Consider the following 19,472-nt stretch of genomic DNA (forward strand, 5'->3'; position numbering starts at 1 on the left):
TTTCTTCCGGGGCACGACACAACGGTCTCACTGACCGCCGCGGGGTCCGAAACCAGATGTGACGATTCCGGCACCGGTCCCGTCATCCGCTCGCGGGCGTGGATCAGCCAGGGAACGCTGCGTCGTAGACCGCGCGAAGCTCAGCGCTGTCGGCCCCGGTGACGCCGCAGCCGGTGATCGTTCCATCGACTGCGCCGACGAGGTAGCTCTGGCCGACCACGAAGGGCACGCCCGAGAAGTCGGAGGTCATCGCGTCGACCTGCGTTACCTCCACGCGGTCGGCGACGTCGCCAGCGAAGCGCTCCCTGACCTCCAGCAGAACGGTGTCGCCCTGGATCTGCAGCACCGTCGCGGCGAACGCCTGCTCCTGCGCCGCGACGGTCGCCGGCTCGAGCCTGAGGCAGCTGCCGCTCGCGAGGCCTCCGTCCATGGGAGGCTGCAACGCCTCGACGGTGGGCTCCGGGCCGACGACGACGAGGGGCACGACGATTGCGGCGGCGATGGCGAGGCCGGAGGCGATGCCGACCACCGGCATCCACCGCCGCAAGGCGCGTCGCGGCGCCGTGGGGGTGGCGGTCGTGGTGATAGGGGATTGGTCGGTCATGATCTGCTCCATTCTGTGGTCGAGCCATGTCGGCGAGGCAGGGGGCAGCGTGCGGGCCGGATCGGCGGCACGCAGCTGATCGCGCAGCGCACGGTCATCGTCGTGCATCTTCGCTCCCTTCGTCGTACGGTACATGTCCGGTCGGGTCGCCGGATTTCAGTAGCTCCTGCTTGAGGCGAGCCTTCGCACGGTGTAGGCGGATCGCCGCTGCGTTCGCGCTGATGCCGAGCACGACGGCAATCTGCGGGCTTTTCAGCTCGTCCCATGCCCACAGCCGCAGGATCTCCGCGTCGTTTCGACGCAGGCCGGCGAGGGCGGTGGTCACGCGGGCCGTCTTGGCGGCGCCATCGACGGTGGATGCTGCGGGGTTCTCGTCCGCAGCGGCCGGCGGCGGGTCGATGGCAATGATGCGGCCGATGAGACGGATGCGCCGGCGCTCGGCGCGTTGAGCGTTGCTGAGGCACTGTCGAGCGACGACGATCGCCCAGGGAAGTGCGTCGTCGGGCACCTCGTCGAGGCGGCGCCAGCACACCAGCAGAGTGTCGCCGATCACGTCGTCGGCCGTCGCGGCGTCGGTGCGGCGGTGCAGATAGCGGCGCACAGGGTCGACGACGAGCACGGCGAGGTTATGCATCCGCTTCTCGCGATCGGTGTCGGTCACAACTCTCATACTGAGGGATGTCCGGCAGGGGCGTGGGGATTTCAGGCGAGGTGCTTTCGCACTGCAGGAGATCGGCGGTGACCGTAGACCGGGTGCAGCGAGAGGATAATTCGGGAAAGCAGCTCTGTCACAAGAGTGGTCACGCCACATGTTCGGTGTGGCGTTTTTCTATGCCGTTTTCCAGGAGTTCCCATGTCCGCACGACCCTGGCTCATCACCTCAGCTCTCATGGTGGCCGCGATCACCCTTGTCGGCTGCGCCCAGCCCGCGCCGGAGTCGAGCAAGCCACCGGTGGCGGAGCCGGCGCGATGGTCTTGCGACGGCGCGAGCGGACCGGCATCGTGGGCGGAGGTGGACCCCGGCTTCGCGGCCTGAGGCGCGGGCACCGCCCAGTCCCCGATCGACCTGCCCGCGACCATGCCCGCACCGAGCTCGGTCATCCAGCTGAGCGCGGAGGACGCGGAGGCCGATGTGTTCGACACCGGGCACGCGGTGGAGTTCGAGGCCGACGGCGAGGGCGAGACCCTGACTTTCGCCGGCGACGAGTACAGTCTGCAGCAGATGCACGCCCACGTGCCGTCGGAGCACGCCGTGAACGGCCAGCCGGCGGCGGCCGAGCTGCACCTGGTGCACGCGGATGCGGCTGGCAATCCACTGGTGCTGGGCATCCTCGTGGCCGAGGGGCAAACATCCGGCGTCCTGGCGCCGTTCATCGACAGGGCCACGCATATGGCTGACGACGAGGACGTGACAATGGATATCGCGGCCGTGCTGCCGCGGTCGCTGGACAACTACGAGTACTCGGGCAGTCTGACCACACCGCCGTGCACCGAGGATGTGCAGTGGGTCGTGACGAGCACGCCGATCTCGATGTCGGCGGAGCAGATCGGCACACTTGAAGGCACACACAGTCACAACGCACGGCCGGCGCAGCCACTGGGGGACCGGGATGTGGTTGGCGGATCCGCGAAGCTCGGGATCGAGGGGTAGCGGCCGGGTCGTTCCGGGCCAGCGCGCCGGGGCTTCCGGGCCCCGGAACCCATTAGTGGCGATTGTGGGCAGGCTGAAGTTCGCCAGCAGCAAGGCTTCGCTGGAAGGCCTCGCATCTGCCGCCAAAGTCCGATGGAACTCGACACTGCTAGGTTTGCGGCATGGACGAAATTTCAGTCCGCGACGAAATCGTCTATGTCTGTGATCCAGTCCTTCGCGCCTATCTGCGCGGATTAATACCGAACGCCGTGTAGTTGGCCGTGTCTCCTCGCGATCGCCATCATGCGAGGCACGTTCTGGCACGGGACCACGGGGATCTGAGCAGCTACCGGCTGACTAGGTGAGTCCGCGGAAGCTCCCCGAACGCCACGCTCTGCTCGATGTCGAGGGTCAACGCGTCATCCCGAAACTCGAGCGTGTACGTGCGCGAGAACGGCGTGCCCACGTTGTGCGCCCGCACGACCAGAGTGCTGGGGGAGACCCACGCGCCGCTCGCCAGTACCCGGGCATCGGCGGATGCCACCCATTCGCCGTGGCCGAAGGCTAGCCGCCGGCCCACGCCGCCACGGATGATCGTGAGCAGTCCCGGCTCGAAAGTTACCGCGGTCACGTCCGCATCGTCGAAGTCGAAGCGGACGCCCGCCACCCGCGCCGCCGTCTGTGACGTGGGTTCGCCCACGACGGTCGGCAGGGTGAGGCCCGCCAGCTTTCCGGCAAGACCACTCGGTATCTCTGCGAGCGGCTGGTCGGTGAAAGCGGGCAGCAGGTGTTCCCAGACGAGATCGAGCGCGCGCTGCGCGGTCGGGAGCGCCGCAGTCAGCACGACCACGGCATCCGTTTCTGGAAGCACGAGGCAGACCTGACCGAACGCTCCGTCAGCGCGGTAACCGGTCGGCCGGTTCCGCCAGAACTGGTAGCCGTAGCCCTGACGGCCGTCGACGTCGTGCTCGGTGCCCGACGTGTCCACCTGCACCCGGGTGGCCTCGTCGATCCACTCCGCCGGCACGAGTCGCGTGCCGTTCCATTCGCCGCGTTGCAGCAGCAGCTGGCCGAAGGTCGCGAGCTGCTCGGTCGTGAGGGAGAGCCCCCAGCCGCCGGCGTCGATGCCGCGCGGGCAGGACTCCCACGTGGCGCCGATGATGCCGAGCGGGTCGAACAGCCGCGGGGTGAGGTAGTCGAACAGACGCTCTCCGGTGAGCCGCTGCAGGATCGCCGAGAGCAGGTAGCTCGCGCCGCTGTTGTAGACGTAGTGGGTGCCCGGCGCGAACTCGAGGGGCTGGGCCAGGATGGTGCGCGCCCAGTTGTCACCGTGCGAGTCGTCGGCGAGGGACACCGTATCGGTCGGATGCCCCGTGGTCATGGTGAGCAGATGGCGCACAGTCAGCGCGGCCAGGTGCGGGTGGATCTGCTTGGGCAGGTCGTCTGGTAGCAGGTCGACGACGAGGTCGTCGAATGTGAGCCGGCCCTCGCCGATGGCGAGCCCGACGGCGGTCGAGGTGAAGCTCTTGCTCACCGAGAACATGAGGTGCGGATGCTGCGCCGCGAAGGGATACCACCAGCCCTCCGCAATGACGCAACCGTGTCGAACGACCATGAGGCTGTGCAGGCTCTCGAGCTGCGCCTCCGCCGCGGCGATGAAATCGAGAATGGCGGCGGAGGAGATTCCCTCGGCCTCGGGGGTGCTGCGGGGGAGCGGGGTCATGGTTCAATTGTGCCGGGTCGAACGGATTCGGGTACTCGGGCTCGGACGGCTTGCTGAAGTTGCGCATCCAATCGGCCCGGTCGAAAAAAGTCTTGAGATCGCTCGGAGGTTGGTTCAAGTTTGCCCCTGTTCACGCGCGTCGGATTATCTTAAATGCTAAGCGAATCGCCCCCCTCGGGCAGTATGTGGCCCATACCGAGACCGTCGGGCCCGTAGCGGTGTTCCACCGGTCTCGTCGGATGCGATGTGTTTGGCTCAATCCGGCTTCCGCACAGTCCCTAACTGGGGTATGTACAGTCCGGACCCTTATTGACAGGATCTTCAAGATCTCGCCACCGACACCTAGCGGCGGCATGGTCTTGCTCGGAGGAACTTGCACCCTCGAGAAACCCGACTAGCAAAAGGCCCCTGTCTTGATTCCTGTCAAATTTCGCGTTGGTGCGATCACGGCCCTGAGCGCCATTATTCTCGCTGTGTGCGTTTCACCCGCTTCTGCCGCTACTAATTCGCTAACGATCACCCCCACCGAGTGGAACGTCGTCGGGTTGGACAGCAACAGTGTTACGTCAGGGCCCAACCAGTTTTCGGTTGGTGCCAAGGTATGCAACGTAACCGGCACGGCGGTTAGCGGTGTTGACGTGGCATGGAATTGGACGACTGCCAATACCTACATCAATCTCGACAGCACTGCGACAAAAAGTGTTCCCGCTATCGCTGCCAATTCGTGCACGAAGCTATGGTGGACGGTCGAGATCACACGCGATGCGGCGGCCTACAACGCCAAACGTGGCTTCACGATTTCGGCTGCGGCCCCGGGAGTCACCACCGTGAGCACCCCGACGACACGCGAGATTTACGTTGAGAAGCTCGTCTCTCAAAACCGCAACGCAGTGACCTCCGTGACAGGACCGACAAATGTTGTTGTCGGTCAGACAGTCAGCTACTCACTGACGGGAAAGACTGCCACACAGGGTTACGAGCAGCTGTCCGCTGGGCCCTCACTTGACGGCACCATTTTTGAAATTCTGTCCGTGACTGGCACCTATACGCAGCCAGAAACAGGGGCTGGCGGTCCGCCGACCGCCGGTTTCTACGCCAACGCGTGCACATGGGACCCGGTTACGACAAGTGGGTCCTACAGGTCCTGTCTAGGGACGGGCAAGGCAGGCGGCAACTCGATCGTGGTCACGGTCACAGCCTTGGTAAAAGCTCCAGGTACCGGTCTTGTCAATGCAAACATCTACGACTATTCGGGCTCCTCGTACCACTACAACTCCGATCTCGGCACGTATACCAAGTCCGTCACCGCCACGAACCCGGTGGTTCAGTCTTCGCCGGTGGCTGTTGATGATGGGCCGTTTGCGGCGACTTCTGGGGTGGCCCGTACGGTTGATGTTCCGGCGAATGACACTGATGTTGATGGCGACCTGGATCTGACATCGGTCGTGGTCACGACACCGCCTGCCCACGGGACGACGTCGGTCAACGCGACCACGGGTGTTGTCACGTACACGCCGTCGGGTTCGTATGTCGGCTCGGACTCGTTCGAGTACCGCATTTGTGATGGTCGACCGGTGTGTGACACCGCCACGGTGACCCTCAACGTCACTGCAGTTCCGGTGGTTCAGTCTTCGCCGGTGGCTGTTGATGACAGCTCGCCGGCCGTCTCCGGTGACACATTAGTGATTGATGTCGCGGACAACGATTCGGACGTCGACGCAAATCTCGATGTCACGACCGTGTCGGTGACTGTGGCGCCATCACACGGTGCCTTCTCGGTCGACCCTGTTTCTGGTGAGATCAGATACACCGCGGACTCGTTGTACACGGGGACCGATACGTTTACGTATGAGATCTGCGACACCACAGACCGTTGCGACACCGCAATCGTCACAGTCAGGGTTACGGCTCCTCCGGCAACCAGTACGCCACCAGTTGCTGCAGACAACGACGTGACCACGACTACCGGCAAACCAGTAGTCATCGATGTCCTCGACAATGACACTGACCGTGATGGTGATCTTGACCCGACTTCGGTCTCGATCGTTGCCGGCCCCAGCCACGGCACCGTCGATGTTGACCCTGATGTCGGAGAGGTAACTTATTCGCCCGACTCCAGCTACACCGGCACCGACTCCTTCACCTACAAAGTTTGTGACGTTGACGGCAATTGCGACACCGCCACTGTCACAGTGAAGGTCGGCGTGGTAGGCGGCCCGCCAGTCGATGCTGGTCGATCTCTCGCAGCCACGGGCGCCGACCCTGGCCAACCGATAATTCTCGCGACTCTGCTCTTCCTGACGGGACTTCTTCTCGTCCGCAAACGCCGCCGGTCTTTCTCAGAAAACCTTCTTCGAGTAGATTGATTCACCACCACCTAGGCGATGGCCCAAGATGAGTGCTGTTTGTGAAGACAGATCCAACACGCTCTCGACCACTTTTGACGATTCCATGCGTCCGTTGACGGTGCAAAGTTCACTCGGTTCTCGGCTCCCTCTTCCCCCTTGGTTTTTCTTTGAGCGCGAGCTGGCAGAAATTCGAAGTAGGGCAGGATGGTCTGATGAAGATATACAACCCTCCGCGTACAAATCTGCAGGCATCCAATGTCATTCTCGGGATGATGAGGATCTCGGACATGGACGATGAGGAGATCCGCGCTCTCGTCGGCACCGCGCGGGATGCCGGCATCAATTTCTTTGATCACGCCGATATCTACGGTGGCGCGCACGGCTGCGAAAAGCGGTTCGGTGACGCGGTCACGTTCACGGACGCAGAGCGTGAGGCGGTCATCATTCAGTCAAAGGTCGGCATCCGTCAGGGCTTTTTCGATTTCTCCAAGGAGCACATCCTCCGCTCGGTCGACGAGTCTCTCGCGGCGCTGAACATCGACTACCTGGATATCTTGCTGCTGCACCGTCCGGACACTCTGGTCGAGCCCGAGGATGTTGCTGCGGCGTTCGACGCGCTGCACGCCGCGGGAAAGGTGCGCAACTTCGGTGTCTCCAACCAGACGCCCGGGGTGATCGAACTGCTGAAGCGTTCGGTCAACCAGCCGCTGGCCTTCAACCAGGTGCAGCTGAGCATCACCCACGCGCCGTTGATCGCGCAGGGAGTTGCTGCCAACATGGCAGGGCTGGACCAGTCGATTGACCGCGACAACGGGCTCCTCGAGTACAGCAGACTGAACGACATCACCCTGCAGGCCTGGTCGCCATTCCAGAGCGGCATCTTCGACGGCGTGTTCGTGGGCGACCGGGAGAATTACGGCCCGCTCAATGACGCCCTCGATGACATCGCCGCCGCCCACGGGGTCACGCCGACGGGGATCGCGGTCGCCTGGATCACCAGGCACCCGGCCAACATTCAGGTGGTCCTGGGGACGACCAAGCCCGCGCGAGTGGTGGAGTCTGCCGCAGGGTCCGAAATTCCGCTCAGCCGTGAGGAGTGGTACCGCCTCTTCACGACCGCTGGGCATGTCCTCCCATAAACAGGAGCGCTCCACATCGTCTTCCTGACCCCAGATGCAGGTAACCCCGGCGGCCAGCGACGCGATGAATTGCACGAGGGGTCGTGCAGCTTGTCGGCCGTGCCGCCGGGAATCACCCGCCTACGCTACGTCGACAATGATGACCCGAGAAGGGCGTGCCGTCGGCAAGGTGGACATCACGCCAATGAGGTCGTCGGCGAGTTCAGGTGGTGAGCGCAACACCCTGAGTTCTGTGGGGTGTTGTTGTTGGCTCGACCGTTGTCGCCTTTGAGCGTTCGTTTGTCGCTTTGGGAGGAGTTGGACGCGGGGCTGTCGGTGGCCGTCGCGACGCAGGCTGCGCCCCTCGACGACCTGGGATCAGGGAGCGGAGATATCCCGACACCAGGAAATCAGCATGGCGACCGGGATGTTCGTCTCGGTCTGAAACTGCAGATACTCAACCATTTCCGAACCCTGGTCCCAGGTCAATGATTTTCGTAGGTGCGCCGGCGGCCCTGACATGGCCTGACCGACGCGTTCACGGACGGTGGCGGCGTCGCGTTTGCCGTTCAGGTGCACGAGCAGGAGCATGCCAGTGGTGCGTTCCACGAGGGTCGCAATGGCTGAACGGTTAAAGGTTCCGCAGACGAGGTCGCCTTCGCAATGGCCGGGAACCAGTCGGGTGTCGACCTCAACGGGGCGCTCGCCCAGCAGCGGGCCGGAGAACCTCGAACGCCGTTTCGTCGTGTGACGGTGGGTCGGACGCCCGCGGCGCCCGGTTCGGAGGTGACGGGCCATTCCCCGGGACAGCCCGTTTGCGTGCGGCGAATACAGAGCCCGATAGATACTTTCGTGCACGACGTTCATCTCGGGCTGTCCCGGAAAATCGATCCGCAGCTGGTGACTGATCTGCCTGGGTCTCCACTGTTGAACGCGGGCAGCAGTTGCGCCTGTGGAGATTCCTTCAGCTAGTCGCCATTCACACGGTTTCCGGGGAGATCATCCGCAGGGATGGTCTCCCCATCGCGTTTACTCCACGGGAATTCGGTTCTCCTGACTGGAAATGCGGGTGGTTTGGTTGCTCCTCAGCGTGCCGCGTACTGTTGACGATTCTGGCGGTCAAGGTGGGGAAATATTTGGAGTGGAACGGACTTACTTGGCGCGATGACGGCCGCCAAGAGATCGAACGCCTCCTGGCCACCAACAACTTCCCCGAATTCACCGGTCGGCTCTGTCGGTTAAGCGCGGCTGAAACGCACCCGCCAGAGCTCCGGGCCTCGTTCGATGTAGCTCACGTCGAAAGTGTTTGGCTGGCTCTGCTGAAGTTCCGCCAGCATCCGTTGGGGGTCGTGCGGTTCGATCACGTCCAGGGCGAACCCCGGCACAACGGCGTCGAGCGCGCCGAAGACGGCCGCGTGCCGGATGGCGTGCGGGATGGTGCGGGCGTCGAGCACGATGGTGTCCGTCCCCTCGGTCGTCCCGTCACGGCCCCCATCTGCCGTCGGCTTGCCGAGTGCAATCGGCGGAGGACGCCGCGCCGGAGCGATGAGCTTCGCCACGGTGAGCAGGATGACCGCGTCTTCGACAGCCTCCAGCGAGTTGCGGCCCGGCGGCATCGTGATCAGGTCCCCGCGCCATCCAGACCACGATGCGCCACCCGAGGTGAGAACGACCCGCCCCTCGAGGACCTGCACGGTTGCTTCAGCCAGGTTGTCGTGTTCTCCAAGGCGTCGCCCGGCACGGAGCGCGATCAGCGTTTGCCGGAGGACGTGCACGTGGCCGCCGTAAACGGTCTCCGCGCTGCGACCGCTGGATGCGTCCCGTGCGTGATTGAGATGGTGGCGCACGAGTGCGGTGAGCGACTTTTTTTGCATGTCGTTCTCAACTTCCATTTCCCTCATGCTCCGCTACCGCTGTGCGCGTGTCAACGGTGCTGTGATTGCCGCGCGTGGCTGGTCGGTGCCGCCCGTTCTCAGTTCGGAGCCGGCCACGCTGCCAGCGCGTGGAGTCTGCTGATTTTCGAGGATCTCATGCTTGTTGATCTCCGTTTTCCGCGCGGCCTAGGCGCATAGTGCCGCCGTTGGGTTGAAAGTCAATTAGATGGCGAAGGGGTGGTCCGTTGGCTTGGGGAGGGCAGCTGCGTCTCACCTCCAAGAAACGATCGACGGCTGCTGCGGCGCGACCTTCAGCGAAGGCCCAGACGATGAGCGACTGTCCCCGGCAGGCATCACCGGCGCCGGACACGCCCTCGTGGCTGGTCTGGTACTCACCGTCAGATGCGATATTGAGATCGGTCGGGCACTGGATGCGGTTACCGTCACAGAATGAAAATTTGCCGCAAAATGACACTTTGCGGGCCTATTTGGTTTCCTCAGGAACGGCGGCTCCGCGCGCGCTCCGGGTGCGCAGCCACGGGATGAGGCCACCGACGAGGAGCATCTCGATCTGCCGGGTCGAGAGTTCGTGGCGCACGGAGTAGATCTCATCACGGGTTGTGTTGCGCACGAGGATCTCCGTTCCGTTCGAGAGCGCCTCACGAATCCCGTCGAGCACGAGCACGTCATCCTGCGCGATGCGATCGTGATCGGCCGCATCCGCGAACTGGAGCGCCAGCGCGCCGAAGTTGGCCAGGTTCTGCCAGTGGATGCGTGCGAACGAGACCGCCAGCACCACCCTTAATCCTAGGAAGCGCGGGGTGATCGCGGCGTGCTCCCTAGAGGAGCCCTGCCCATAGTTGGCACCGGCGACGATCATGTGGCCGGTCGTATCTCGGGTTTGGGCAGCGCGAGTCGGGTAGGTCGGGTCGACTTGGTCGAAGGTGAATTCGGCGAGCTTGGGGACGTTGCTGCGGAAAGGGAGCACGCGCGCACCCGCCGGCAGGATCTCATCCGTCGAAATGTCATCGCCCACGATCAGGGCGACAGGTGCCTCGATGTGCTCGGAGAGCGGTCCGAAGACCGGCAACGAGGAGATGTTTTCGCCCTTGACCAGGTGCACCGCTATGGATTCCTCCGGCGGTAAGGGCTTCTCGAGCATCGCCAGGTTCACGCTCGACACCGCCGGAAGTGTGATCTGGGGATATTCCAAGCCGAAGAGCCCGGGCAGGTCCCGCGGATCGGTGATCTGTCCCGTCAGCGCGGCGGCGGCCCCCGTCTCCGGCGAACATAGGTAGACCGAGTCTTCCTGGGTGCCCGAGCGGCCGGGAAAGTTGCGCGGCATCGTGCGCAGGCTGATGCTGCCATTCGCTGGGGCCTGGCCCATGCCGATGCAGCCCATACAGCCGGACTGATGCAGTCGAGCCCCCGCCCCGATCAGATCCAGGGTGGCCCCCATGATGGTCATGTCCTGCAGAATCTGCCGGGAGCTGGGATTCACGTCGAGGGACAGGCCGGGGAATGACTGCCGCCCCTTCGTGATCGCGGCCACGATCGCGAAATCGCGCAGGCCCGGATTCGCGGACGACCCGATCACGACCTGTCCCACCGGGCGCCCCGCCACTTCGCGCACCGGCACGACGTTGCCGGGCGAGCTGGGAAGCGCGATCAACGGCACGATCGAAGCCAAATCGATCTCCCCGGTCACGTCGTAGGTCGCATCCTCGTCCGCGAGCAGTTCGGTGAAATCCTGCTCGCGCTGTTCGGCGCGCAGGAAGGTTTGCACCTGAGCGTCGGCCGGGAAAACGGTGGTGGTCGCGCCCAGTTCGGCGCCCATATTGGCGATCACGTGCCGATCCATCGCGGTCAGGGTGGCGAGGCCGGGGCCGTAGTATTCGATGATCCGGTTGACGCCGCCCTTGACGCCGTGCCGGCGCAGCATTTCGAGGATGACGTCTTTGGCACTGGTCCACGGCGGCAGTTGTCCGGTGAGCTTCACGCCCCAGATTTCGGGCATCCTGATGTACAAGGGCTCGCCGGCTATGGCCAGGGCCACCTCGGTGCCGCCGACGCCGATGGCCAGCATCCCCAGCGAGCCGGCGGCCGGAGTATGGCTGTCGGAGCCAACCATCGTCTTGCCGGGGATGCCGAACCGCTGCATATGCGTGGGGTGCGACACCCCGTTCCCGGCCTTCGAGAACCACAGGCCGAACCGCTGGCAGGCGGAGCGGAGAAAGTCGTGGTCCTCTGCGTTCTTGCTGTCGGCCTGCAACAGGTTGTGGTCGACGTACTGCACGGAAACCTCCGTGCGCGCGCGATCCAGTCCCAGCGCCTCCAACTCCAGCATGACCAGGGTCCCGGTCGCGTCCTGGGTGAGGGTCTGGTCGATGTGCAGGCCGATTTCGGTCCCCGGCACCATCTCCCCGGAGACCAGGTGCGACGCGATGAGTTTCTGGGCGACGTTGTATGCCACGGTGAGCTTCCTTACTCGATAGCGGTGCCCGCCGACATACGGCGGTAGCGAATTGGCCTCCGGGGTATTCCGCTCGTCCCCAAGGTAGGCCACTCGTGGCGCTGGGGCTAGCTTTTCCAGGGAGAATGGACGTCCTCTGTACTGGAAAGATGGACCGGGAAGACGGGGCTTTGGGAGGGGGTGGACGCGGGGCTGTCGGTCGCCGTCGCGGCGCAGGCCGCGGGGGTGTCGCGTCCTACTGGGTATCGGTGGTTAAGCGAGCATCAGAAGGTGCTGCCATCACCGGTTCAGGATTTCAGTGTCGCCCGTGTCGGACTTTGATCGTTGCGAGAGCGAGAAGAGATCGGATTCCAGCTCGCCCGGGGTCACGGGGTGCGTCGCATCGCAGCGGCACTGGGCCGTGCGCCGTCGACGATCAGTCGGGAGGTGACCAGCAACCAGGTCGCCGGCCGCTACGTGCCCTCGCTCGCGCAGGAGCAGACCTGGGCAAGGGCTCGGCGGCCAAGAGCCCGGAAGCTGGACGGATTAGCGTTACGGGAACAGGTCACCGTGATGCTCACCGATCGGTTCAGCCCGGAACAGGTTGCGGGTCGACTGAAAGTCGAGCATCCGGAGAATCTGGAGATGCAGGTGTCACACGAGACGATCTACCAGGCACTCTACGTTCAAGGTCGTGGATCGTTGCGCTTGGAAGTTGCCACCGCGTTGCGGTAAGGGCGGGCAACACAGCGACCGCAGAGGCCGGAGGGTCTCACCAGAGGCCGGAGGGTCCGGGATCCTCGAGAACGTTGCCGCCGAGCTCAACCGCCGGCCCCGCACACGCCACGGCTACCGAACGCCCGCAGAAGTCCTCGCCACACCAATCTCGAATCGAACAAATCAAACCGGTGTTGCACACACCACCTGAATTCGCCGCCCGGGTGAACCGAGACCACGCGGATGCTCGCCGAGCCGATACGGTCACGCGCAGGGGAACCATTCCGAGATTGCGTTGGCGGAACGGCGATGCGCGATGAATCGGCGGGTCACTTCAGCGATCGCATCTGCAAGCGGGAAGATGTTTCCCGTTACGAATTGGTCGTCGTGGTCGGCGGCAACGGGATGCCAGTAAACGCCGTCGGCGGTGATCGTCACCTCGGGTATGAGCGAGTCAACGGTCAGTTCTATGCCGGATTCAGCGACTCCGCGGTGGGCGAGTGCGCGGATTACCTGGTCGTCCCGCAGGATACCGAGAGTATCGAGAAAGGCGTGAAACGGCGCGAGTTCGTGCATCTGGTCGGCCGGCAAAGTGGCTGCGACCTTGACTCGAAATCCCTCGTCGTGTGCGATTCGGATGCCCGCGACGGCCCTGGCCCAGGACCCGGAGCCGCGGTGGCTGTCATGGATCTCGGATGTGGCAGAGTCGAGACTGATCTGCAGCACGAGCTGGGAGCGGTCCATTCGACGCAGGCGCTCGCGCCGCCTGCCGTGAAAAAGCATGCCGTTGGTGAGCAACGTCGTGGGCAGTTTGTTCGTGCAGGCATTGACCAACTCGTCGAGGTCATTCAGCAAGAACGGCTCTCCGCCGGTGAGGATGAGCTCTTTGACGTCGGCATCTGCAGCCTCGTGCGCGATCTGCCGGACTCGATCCATTCCGATGGCTCTCCGCTCTGCCTTCGGAGACGACCGAACGCAGCAATAGTCGCAAGCCAGATTGCAATCGAAATTGGTGTATACCCAGACCCGGGATCCTGGGAGCTGACCGGGATCGAGCCCGGCGAGCGGGTCGGGCGAGCGGCCGTGGAGCACGGTGATGGCCGACCCCACCATGCTGACGATCTCATTCCCACTCGAAAGGCACCACGCTGAGATGAGTTCCAGGGCGGCCTCCCGATCGCATGTCCCGAAGTCGACAGAAGCCGTACGGCCTGTTGCCACCCGGCTCACGTTCTCGACCAGGTCGAGGAGCAGGCCCGCGCCTACCGGAGGGCTCGCGGTCACCATCGGTCCGATACTTTCTGTTCCCGCACGGCCGCGATGAGCGAGGCATACCCGTCAAGTTTCGGCGACACCCACGCCCGCAGGCCTTCCATCTCGAGGATTCGCTGATGTTCGAGGTTCTCCCAGTCCATCGCGAATAGGTTTGCCACCCACTCGTCCGACCGGTCGATCGTCAGCGACGGCATGGCGGTGAAGGTGCAGTGGCTGTACTCGGGGGAGATCCAGAAGGACTCGAACGCGCCGGGGAGGAGCTCACCGCGACCGATCGCTTGCCACGTGTTGATGCCGATCGCCGCAGCATCCGCCCGATCCTCGAGCACCGCGCGAAGGGCGTCGAGTTCGCTCCTGCCAGTATCACCGTGTTTCCCGACATCGCTATTGATGCGAGTGAGATCGACATCCGTTTCGCCGATCCCCGCCTCACGCAGGAAATGTACGGGAAGGATGGCGGCTTGCGCTGAATCGCGTGACCCCAGGGCAAGTCGACGTCCACGAAGACTCTCCAGCCCGGTGAAACCGCTGCCTGCTCGGGCGACGAACACCGTCTGGAACACAAGGTCCGTATCCCGGGACGCGAGTGCACGGCATGCTCCATCCGTCTGGGCGACAGTGCGCACCCAGGCCAGGTTGGTATTCCACGCGAGATCGATTGTTCCCGTGATGAGGGAGTCCACCAGACTCGCATAATTTGAGAACAGCATGAAGTCGATCGGCGTTGAGGTCTCGGCGAAGTAGTCTCGCATCCCTTCCCAGATGGGTACGACATTGGGAGAGTACGCAACGGAGCCGATGATCAGGGGCGCACTCACGCTGCAGCACCCGTAGAGGCAGTGTCACGAGTTTGGGCGGCGGGTGCCGCGACGGTTTCCGGGGCGTCGAAAAGTGGGCGGCCAGTGATCGCCCTGCCGTAGAACTCATAGAGCACATCGGATGTCGGAGCCATCACGTGGCCCGCGCGGGCATCGCGAAAGTACCGATCTATTTGCAGGTGCTCCGAGAACGCCGCACCGCCGCAGACGCGCATCGCGGCATCCGTAATTCGCAGTGCGGCGTCGTTCGATGATGCCTTGCTGCCGAGCACGAATAGGGGGGTATCCTCCTGCGGGTCAGCCACGCGACCAGCGGCCCGATCAAGGTACGCGCTCGCATTCGCGAGATCGATTGACATCTTCGCCAACTGCGCCCGAATTGTCGGTAGCGCTGACAGGCTTTGGTCGAGATGCTCCAGCCGGGTTCCCACCGTATGCCTCACCGCTGCGTCGACGGCCGCACGGCTGAGCCCGATAGACACAGCCGAGTTGCCGAGATTGAACCACGGCAAAACAGAACTCATCATGAGCCCGAATCCGCTACCGGCCGTCCCGAGACGGAATCCCTCGGAAGAATCCATGTCGATGGTCATCGGGCTCGAGGAGTTCCCACGCAATCCCATACCGCTCCACGGCCGGTCAACGCTGAGCCCCGGGCTATCTGCCGGGACCGCGAACAGGTCGACGGTCTCGGCATCCGCAGTCCCGGTAGAGATGATGTAGACATCCGCGTGGCCTGCGGAGGTCACCCAACTCTTTTTCGCCGAAATATGCATTCCGTCTGACGTCGAGGTCGCGCGCGACACCGGAGTCCAGAAGTGTGAGCGGGAACCCGCTTCAGAGAACGCGAGGGAGGCAAGAGAGCGACCACTGGCGAGATCCTCGAGGAGTGCGGGCATTCCCGCTGGCGGTGCGGCTGCGACGGGCATGGAAGCGCTCACATGCATCAGATAGATCATGGAGGTCGACCCGCACGCTCCCGCAAGCTGGCTGATGACCTCGACGAGCTCGCGTGGCCCCGCACCAAGACCACCAACCTCAGTGGGCAGAGTGAGTCCGAGCAAACCGGACTCGCGCAGGGCCGCGACGGCCTCATGTGGAAAACGCCCATCCGCATCTACTGCGTGGGCGTGAGTTCGTGCAACGTCGAGCACGGGCTGAACGCGTGAATTCAGGTCCATTACGGCTTACCTTTCGTCGGAATCGTGGGTGCGAATGAGCGAACGGACAGCGCGGGCGAGCATGAGAAGCCCGAGGCCGAGACCACCGGTGACCGCCATGGTAGAGGCGTCGCCCCCCAGCGGCCTGAAAGACGCCGCGAGCCCTGCGAGTTGCGCGAGCGCGGCGACGGTCAGCAGAACACCGGCGGCAGCGTAGAGCGCGGGGCGCCGAGTGGCACCGCCGGCGATGGCGAGTGTGCCACTCACAAATAGAACGACAGCACCAGTAGCCCCGATGTGCACGAAGTCGAATTCGGTCGGAAGCTGGGCGCCGAACACAAAGCCCGCAAACACAAGTGAGGCCAGGCCGAGAAGGACGCTAGCGCGGTCGAAGGCGCTCGAGCCGGCTGGTGATCGCCTCATGACAGCCTCATCATCAGTCGGGCCGCGCGCCCTGAGGATTGCACCCACTGCTGGCGAAGGACACCGTCGATTCCATAGCTTCGCCCAGCTGCGGTCGCGAAGATCGCGAGGTGAGCGAGCGCCATGAGATAGTACGACCAGTGCCATTCGTTCGGGGCGAAAAGTACTGAAAGCGTGATTGCCAGGGTCTGGCCGATGCCGACGACAGCCCAGAAACGCGTGGCGAGGCCGATGAGCAGAAAAGCCCCGAGTCCGCCTTCGACGAGGAGGGTGAACCACCCGAAGACCTCGATATTGGGCAGGATGACGGCTTCGACGAGTGAGGAGTAGGGCGGTAGAACAGGATGGGCGATCGCCTGGCTCGCCCAGAAGTAAAGTCCGTTCTCCTGTGCTCGGCCGAAGTCCGGAGGGATCTTCCAGGCGACATTCTGGATCCACATCAGTGCAACACCGACGCGGAGCACCGCGACCATAACCCCTGTCGCGCGGGAGACGGGAACCGCCACAACCGGCGCGTCATTGACTCGGGACATGAGAACCGTTCATCTCCAGCATCCAAGCGGCACGGAGAGCAAACCGCAATACCGAGAAGATGGAAAATCCCAAAGAAACTTCCCATCGAAATCCCATCATCTGCCCGACCGTGTTGTGCCATCCTTTCGGAAACGGCTTCTGACGCGCAGGCCGAGACAAAGCGACTGAAGCAGCAAATCGTCGAGTTGGACTATTCAGTCACGGTAGGCGCTTGCTCCGGACGGCCGCTATTTCTGCGTTGGCGGAGCAGTGCCCACGCTTCTGGGGTCGCGACTATCGGCGTTGCGCTTGGCCTGCTGACCGGGCGCCGGATGGGCGTCCCGGCCCTCAGACAAGGGCGTGCGTTCGGCAAGGTGGTCGTCACTCCGCAGGGGTCGAAACCGGCGACCTGACGCTCACACGTTCAGGACTTGCCCAACCGTCGCACCGCCGTCGGCGATGAATTCGGTGCCCGTGGAGTAGGTTGCGTCGGCGACCAGGTACAGAATCAGCTTCGCCACCTCCTCAGGCTCGCCAATGCGCGGGATCGGCTGCCCCGCGTACATCTCCAAACTTTCCATACCCGCGGTCATCGGTGTACGGATGCCGCCCGGGTGCACCGAGACTACGCGGATGTTGTCAGCGCCGAGATCCAGGGCCGCGGCTTTTGTAAGTCCGCGCACTCCCCACTTGCTGGCAACGTAGGCGCTCAGGTTGGAGTAGCCCATGATTCCCGCGGTGGACGACACGTTGACGATGACGCCTCCGCCGGCAGCTTTCATTGATTCAGCGACCGAGCGGATGCCCAGAAAGACTCCGGTCAGATTGATGCCGATGACGCGGTTCCACTCCTCCAACTCTGTAGTGGCAACAGGCGTGAACGCGACGATTCCGGCGTTGTTGATGAGGATGTCAATGTGACCGACGGTGGAGTCGACGTCGGCCACCACCTGCTTCCACTGCGCCTCGTCTGCCACGTCGAGGTGTCGGTAGACGCCGCCAATCGAATCCGCCAGCGCCTGGCCGGCGTCATCGGCTATGTCGGCCACGATGACCCGGGCTCCCTCTGCTGCCAGCAGCGTCGCATCCGCCGCACCCATGCCCACGGAACCGCCTGTCACCAGCGCGATCCTGCCGTCGAGTTTTCCCATGATCGGTCTCGATTCTGTTTTTCTCGCCCCGCTCGGGTCGCAAGACGAACGTCTCGCCACAGTAGCCACGTTCATTGGCAGCGGGCTACCTTGGCGCCATGCGTAAACTCTTCGTCTCGGCACGAGATCAAGAAATAGAAGCGGAAGTATGCTCCCCTGACGATGAGCGTCAGGACGAGCGGGGGTGTGGAGCGGAGTGCCAATGTTGCTCTGGCCCGCATGATAAATTCGATTGTTCCGATACCGGAGCATGACAGCACGCAGAACATCGTCGAGAGGCTCAAGCATGAGCGAGAAACTGAGCTTCCGAGTCCGACGCCTCAATAAGAAGCATCGGACCGCTTTCGTCGCGTTGTTCGCTGAACACCCGCAGGCCGAAGTCGATGACGCGCCTGAGATCTATTTCGACGACACCATCGAACTCCAAATTGAGTCCATGGCTTTGGCCCTCGTCGCCGAAACCGATGACGGCCGGCTTCTCGGCGCTCTTGTCACCGAACCGGACAGCTACGTTGACGAAAATCAGCTCGACGAAGACTCCACCGACGATGACATCGACGATGCAATCGTCAGCGATCACGGCACCGCCGTCTTCGAGTTGCTGATCACCGGTGGATCCGCGCAGGTGTGCCGGGAACTCCTCAACACTCTCGCACCGGCCCTCACCACCCGCGGTTTCGCTCAGGTGCATGCCAGCGTCCCACCAGATCTCGCCGAGGTGTTCCGCGGTCAAGGCTGGGTTGTCCTGCCAGAAAACACGGGTATCGCCTGGATGGGCATGGACCAGTCAGACGAGCAGGTGCGCGACTATGAAGCGATCCCGAGCAGCTCGCTGGCCGCGTTCCTCGTGATCGACCCCAACGTGTACATGTCTTGGCCGTATGACGCTCCTGACAACCCCGAAGATGACGACTCTCGACAAGAGAACATCGCCACAGGCATGGAGGAATTCGCAGCCCGGGTAGACGCAGAAGCATCCTCAGATTCTTAGTGGATGACGGCGAGCAGCACGCCGACGCCCACGAGGCTCTCGTCAGGCCGCTACGCGGTCTGTCCGATTCCGTTCCAGAAAGTGCGACACTCCGGAAAAGATCGCGACAATGCTCAGGCCCAGAATGAGCCGGAACACGGCCGGCATTGACCGCACGATGCGCGCGCCGAGGCCGATCACCGCCAGGGCGCCGAGCGTCAAACCGGTCCCGAAATCGGGATCGAGACCCGCCAGTGCGATGAGCATGATCTCTGTGCTGAGGATCAGGTCGGTGCGAGTAGGGCCGAAGACGAGTTTTCGCTCATCCCGCGGTTCAGTGTCGTCAGCCTCATGGTGGGCGCCGAACCATTCGGTGACTTTCTCCGCACCCTCGAAGCAGAAATAGGTGCCGCCGATGATCAGCAGCCACGGCAACACCCATGGTGCGAATGCGGAAAGGAGCAGTGCGAGCGGGATGATGATGAAGTTGTTGAACAGGCTGCCGAGTGCGATCTGCCTGACAACGTGGAGTTCGCGTGCCGGTGTGAAAACCCGAACGTACTGTGGGGTGACGGCCGCGTCGTCGATGACGATTCCTGCGGTCTTAGCACTCGCCGTGGGGGCGGCGGGAAGTACGTCATCGACTAAGGCGAGCAAGCCGACCGAGATCTGGACCTCCTCGAATGGGGGCATCAC

Annotated in this window: 19 protein-coding genes and 3 pseudogenes; 8 read left to right on the forward strand and 14 right to left on the reverse strand. The window is 63.4% G+C overall.

The window, feature by feature from the left end; genetic code table 11:
* Positions 1-103: 103 nt before the first annotated feature.
* Together E3T34_RS01560 and E3T34_RS01565 are read right to left on the reverse strand one after the other, a co-directional pair.
* Complete coding sequence (locus tag E3T34_RS01560; protein ID WP_134341946.1) at positions 104-712, reverse strand: hypothetical protein; 609 nt, start codon at positions 710-712, stop codon at positions 104-106.
* Complete coding sequence (locus E3T34_RS01565) at positions 699-1,265, reverse strand: RNA polymerase sigma factor (protein WP_104101734.1); 567 nt, start codon at positions 1,263-1,265, stop codon at positions 699-701. The genes E3T34_RS01560 and E3T34_RS01565 overlap by 14 nt, the downstream gene beginning before the upstream one ends.
* 192 nt (positions 1,266-1,457) lie before the next feature.
* On the opposite strand from E3T34_RS01565, the gene E3T34_RS01570 reads away from it, so the two are divergent.
* The gene (locus E3T34_RS01570) at positions 1,458-1,640 is read left to right on the forward strand and encodes a hypothetical protein (protein WP_134341947.1); all 183 of its coding nucleotides are present in this window, start codon (positions 1,458-1,460) and stop codon (positions 1,638-1,640) included.
* An 18-nt stretch (positions 1,641-1,658) separates the two neighbouring features.
* A pseudogene (locus tag E3T34_RS01575) lies at positions 1,659-2,255 on the forward strand (carbonic anhydrase family protein); the annotation flags it as partial.
* Between the two features lie 325 nt (positions 2,256-2,580).
* Here E3T34_RS01575 and E3T34_RS01580 read toward each other — a convergent pair.
* Positions 2,581-3,957, reverse strand: a complete 1,377-nt coding sequence (locus E3T34_RS01580) for a serine hydrolase (protein WP_134341949.1) — start codon at positions 3,955-3,957, stop codon at positions 2,581-2,583.
* A 413-nt stretch (positions 3,958-4,370) separates the two neighbouring features.
* Between E3T34_RS01580 and E3T34_RS01585 the strand changes: the two genes are divergently transcribed.
* Both E3T34_RS01585 and E3T34_RS01590 read left to right on the forward strand, forming a co-directional pair.
* The gene (locus E3T34_RS01585; RefSeq protein ID WP_134341950.1) at positions 4,371-6,323 is read left to right on the forward strand and encodes an Ig-like domain-containing protein; all 1,953 of its coding nucleotides are present in this window, start codon (positions 4,371-4,373) and stop codon (positions 6,321-6,323) included.
* A gap of 194 nt (positions 6,324-6,517) precedes the next feature.
* Positions 6,518-7,444 carry an aldo/keto reductase family oxidoreductase gene (locus tag E3T34_RS01590; protein WP_104171202.1) on the forward strand — a complete coding sequence of 309 codons (927 nt, stop codon included), beginning with the start codon at positions 6,518-6,520 and terminating at the stop codon, positions 7,442-7,444.
* Positions 7,445-7,801: 357 nt separating this feature from the next.
* Here E3T34_RS01590 and E3T34_RS01595 read toward each other — a convergent pair whose 3' ends face one another.
* From E3T34_RS01595 to E3T34_RS01610, 4 genes and pseudogenes are all read right to left on the reverse strand, one after another.
* Positions 7,802-8,383 carry an IS30 family transposase gene (locus tag E3T34_RS01595; protein ID WP_134341951.1) on the reverse strand — a complete coding sequence of 194 codons (582 nt, stop codon included), beginning with the start codon at positions 8,381-8,383 and terminating at the stop codon, positions 7,802-7,804.
* Between the two features lie 278 nt (positions 8,384-8,661).
* Positions 8,662-9,315 (reverse strand): DUF2249 domain-containing protein, encoded by a 654-nt coding sequence (locus E3T34_RS16840; RefSeq protein WP_134341952.1) that lies wholly within the window; start codon positions 9,313-9,315, stop codon positions 8,662-8,664.
* Positions 9,316-9,515: 200 nt separating this feature from the next.
* Positions 9,516-9,709, reverse strand: a pseudogene (gltD, locus tag E3T34_RS16285) (glutamate synthase); the annotation flags it as partial.
* Positions 9,710-9,781: 72 nt separating this feature from the next.
* Positions 9,782-11,770, reverse strand: coding sequence for an aconitate hydratase (locus E3T34_RS01610; RefSeq protein WP_134341953.1), 1,989 nt, complete (start codon positions 11,768-11,770; stop codon positions 9,782-9,784).
* 180 nt (positions 11,771-11,950) lie between these two features.
* Here E3T34_RS01610 and E3T34_RS16845 point away from each other — a divergent pair, with 180 nt between their 5' ends.
* The 3 genes and pseudogenes from E3T34_RS16845 (at position 11,951) to E3T34_RS01615 (ending at position 12,484) form a co-directional block, all read left to right on the forward strand.
* The gene (locus E3T34_RS16845) at positions 11,951-12,091 is read left to right on the forward strand and encodes a helix-turn-helix domain-containing protein (RefSeq protein WP_370247382.1); all 141 of its coding nucleotides are present in this window, start codon (positions 11,951-11,953) and stop codon (positions 12,089-12,091) included.
* Between the two features lie 3 nt (positions 12,092-12,094).
* A pseudogene (locus tag E3T34_RS16850) lies at positions 12,095-12,190 on the forward strand (helix-turn-helix domain-containing protein); the annotation flags it as partial.
* 6 nt (positions 12,191-12,196) lie between these two features.
* Positions 12,197-12,484 carry a hypothetical protein gene (locus E3T34_RS01615; RefSeq protein WP_241977310.1) on the forward strand — a complete coding sequence of 96 codons (288 nt, stop codon included), beginning with the start codon at positions 12,197-12,199 and terminating at the stop codon, positions 12,482-12,484.
* A gap of 246 nt (positions 12,485-12,730) precedes the next feature.
* Here the strand turns inward: E3T34_RS01615 and E3T34_RS01620 are convergent, their stop codons facing one another.
* The 6 genes from E3T34_RS01620 to E3T34_RS01645 form a co-directional block, all read right to left on the reverse strand.
* Complete coding sequence (locus tag E3T34_RS01620; protein ID WP_198412247.1) at positions 12,731-13,696, reverse strand: radical SAM protein; 966 nt, start codon at positions 13,694-13,696, stop codon at positions 12,731-12,733.
* Between the two features lie 50 nt (positions 13,697-13,746).
* Positions 13,747-14,559 (reverse strand): phosphate/phosphite/phosphonate ABC transporter substrate-binding protein, encoded by an 813-nt coding sequence (locus tag E3T34_RS01625; RefSeq protein WP_104101612.1) that lies wholly within the window; start codon positions 14,557-14,559, stop codon positions 13,747-13,749.
* Positions 14,556-15,740: an acyl-CoA dehydrogenase family protein gene (locus tag E3T34_RS01630; protein WP_104101609.1), complete on the reverse strand. Its 1,185-nt coding sequence runs from the start codon at positions 15,738-15,740 to the stop codon at positions 14,556-14,558. The genes E3T34_RS01625 and E3T34_RS01630 overlap by 4 nt, the downstream gene beginning before the upstream one ends.
* 6 nt (positions 15,741-15,746) lie before the next feature.
* On the reverse strand, positions 15,747-16,142 hold the full coding sequence (locus tag E3T34_RS01635) for a hypothetical protein (RefSeq protein WP_134341956.1): 396 nt from the start codon (positions 16,140-16,142) through the stop codon (positions 15,747-15,749).
* The gene (locus tag E3T34_RS01640) at positions 16,139-16,675 is read right to left on the reverse strand and encodes a DoxX family protein (RefSeq protein ID WP_134341957.1); all 537 of its coding nucleotides are present in this window, start codon (positions 16,673-16,675) and stop codon (positions 16,139-16,141) included. The genes E3T34_RS01635 and E3T34_RS01640 overlap by 4 nt, the downstream gene beginning before the upstream one ends.
* 396 nt (positions 16,676-17,071) lie before the next feature.
* Positions 17,072-17,806: an SDR family oxidoreductase gene (locus E3T34_RS01645; protein ID WP_104101598.1), complete on the reverse strand. Its 735-nt coding sequence runs from the start codon at positions 17,804-17,806 to the stop codon at positions 17,072-17,074.
* Positions 17,807-18,092: 286 nt separating this feature from the next.
* Between E3T34_RS01645 and E3T34_RS01650 the strand changes: the two genes are divergently transcribed.
* Positions 18,093-18,797 (forward strand): hypothetical protein, encoded by a 705-nt coding sequence (locus tag E3T34_RS01650; protein WP_134341958.1) that lies wholly within the window; start codon positions 18,093-18,095, stop codon positions 18,795-18,797.
* Positions 18,798-18,839: 42 nt separating this feature from the next.
* Here the strand turns inward: E3T34_RS01650 and E3T34_RS01655 are convergent, their stop codons facing one another.
* Entirely contained in the window at positions 18,840-19,469 is a 630-nt protein-coding gene (locus E3T34_RS01655; RefSeq protein WP_370247392.1) for a DUF808 family protein, read from the reverse strand.
* Between the last annotated feature and the right edge of the window lie 3 nt (positions 19,470-19,472).

The sequence above is a fragment of the Cryobacterium sp. TMT1-62 genome (assembly GCF_004403145.1).
Classification (GTDB): Bacteria; Actinomycetota; Actinomycetes; order Actinomycetales; family Microbacteriaceae; genus Cryobacterium; species Cryobacterium sandaracinum.

Bases quoted from the DNA above. Each gene is read 5' to 3' on its own strand.
- E3T34_RS01640 (WP_134341957.1), bottom strand. From the start codon at position 16,675: ATGTCCCGAGTCAATGACGCGCCGGTTGTGGCGGTTCCCGTCTCCCGC.
- E3T34_RS01645 (WP_104101598.1), bottom strand. From the start codon at position 17,806: ATGGGAAAACTCGACGGCAGGATCGCGCTGGTGACAGGCGGTTCCGTG.
- E3T34_RS01630 (WP_104101609.1), bottom strand. From the start codon at position 15,740: ATGGACCTGAATTCACGCGTTCAGCCCGTGCTCGACGTTGCACGAACT.
- E3T34_RS01635 (WP_134341956.1), bottom strand. From the start codon at position 16,142: ATGAGGCGATCACCAGCCGGCTCGAGCGCCTTCGACCGCGCTAGCGTC.
- E3T34_RS01650 (WP_134341958.1), top strand. From the start codon at position 18,093: ATGAGCGAGAAACTGAGCTTCCGAGTCCGACGCCTCAATAAGAAGCAT.
- E3T34_RS01560 (WP_134341946.1), bottom strand. From the start codon at position 712: ATGCACGACGATGACCGTGCGCTGCGCGATCAGCTGCGTGCCGCCGAT.
- E3T34_RS16840 (WP_134341952.1), bottom strand. From the start codon at position 9,315: ATGGAAGTTGAGAACGACATGCAAAAAAAGTCGCTCACCGCACTCGTG.
- E3T34_RS01580 (WP_134341949.1), bottom strand. From the start codon at position 3,957: ATGACCCCGCTCCCCCGCAGCACCCCCGAGGCCGAGGGAATCTCCTCC.
- E3T34_RS01570 (WP_134341947.1), top strand. From the start codon at position 1,458: ATGTCCGCACGACCCTGGCTCATCACCTCAGCTCTCATGGTGGCCGCG.
- E3T34_RS01655 (WP_370247392.1), bottom strand. From the start codon at position 19,469: ATGCCCCCATTCGAGGAGGTCCAGATCTCGGTCGGCTTGCTCGCCTTA.
- E3T34_RS01590 (WP_104171202.1), top strand. From the start codon at position 6,518: ATGAAGATATACAACCCTCCGCGTACAAATCTGCAGGCATCCAATGTC.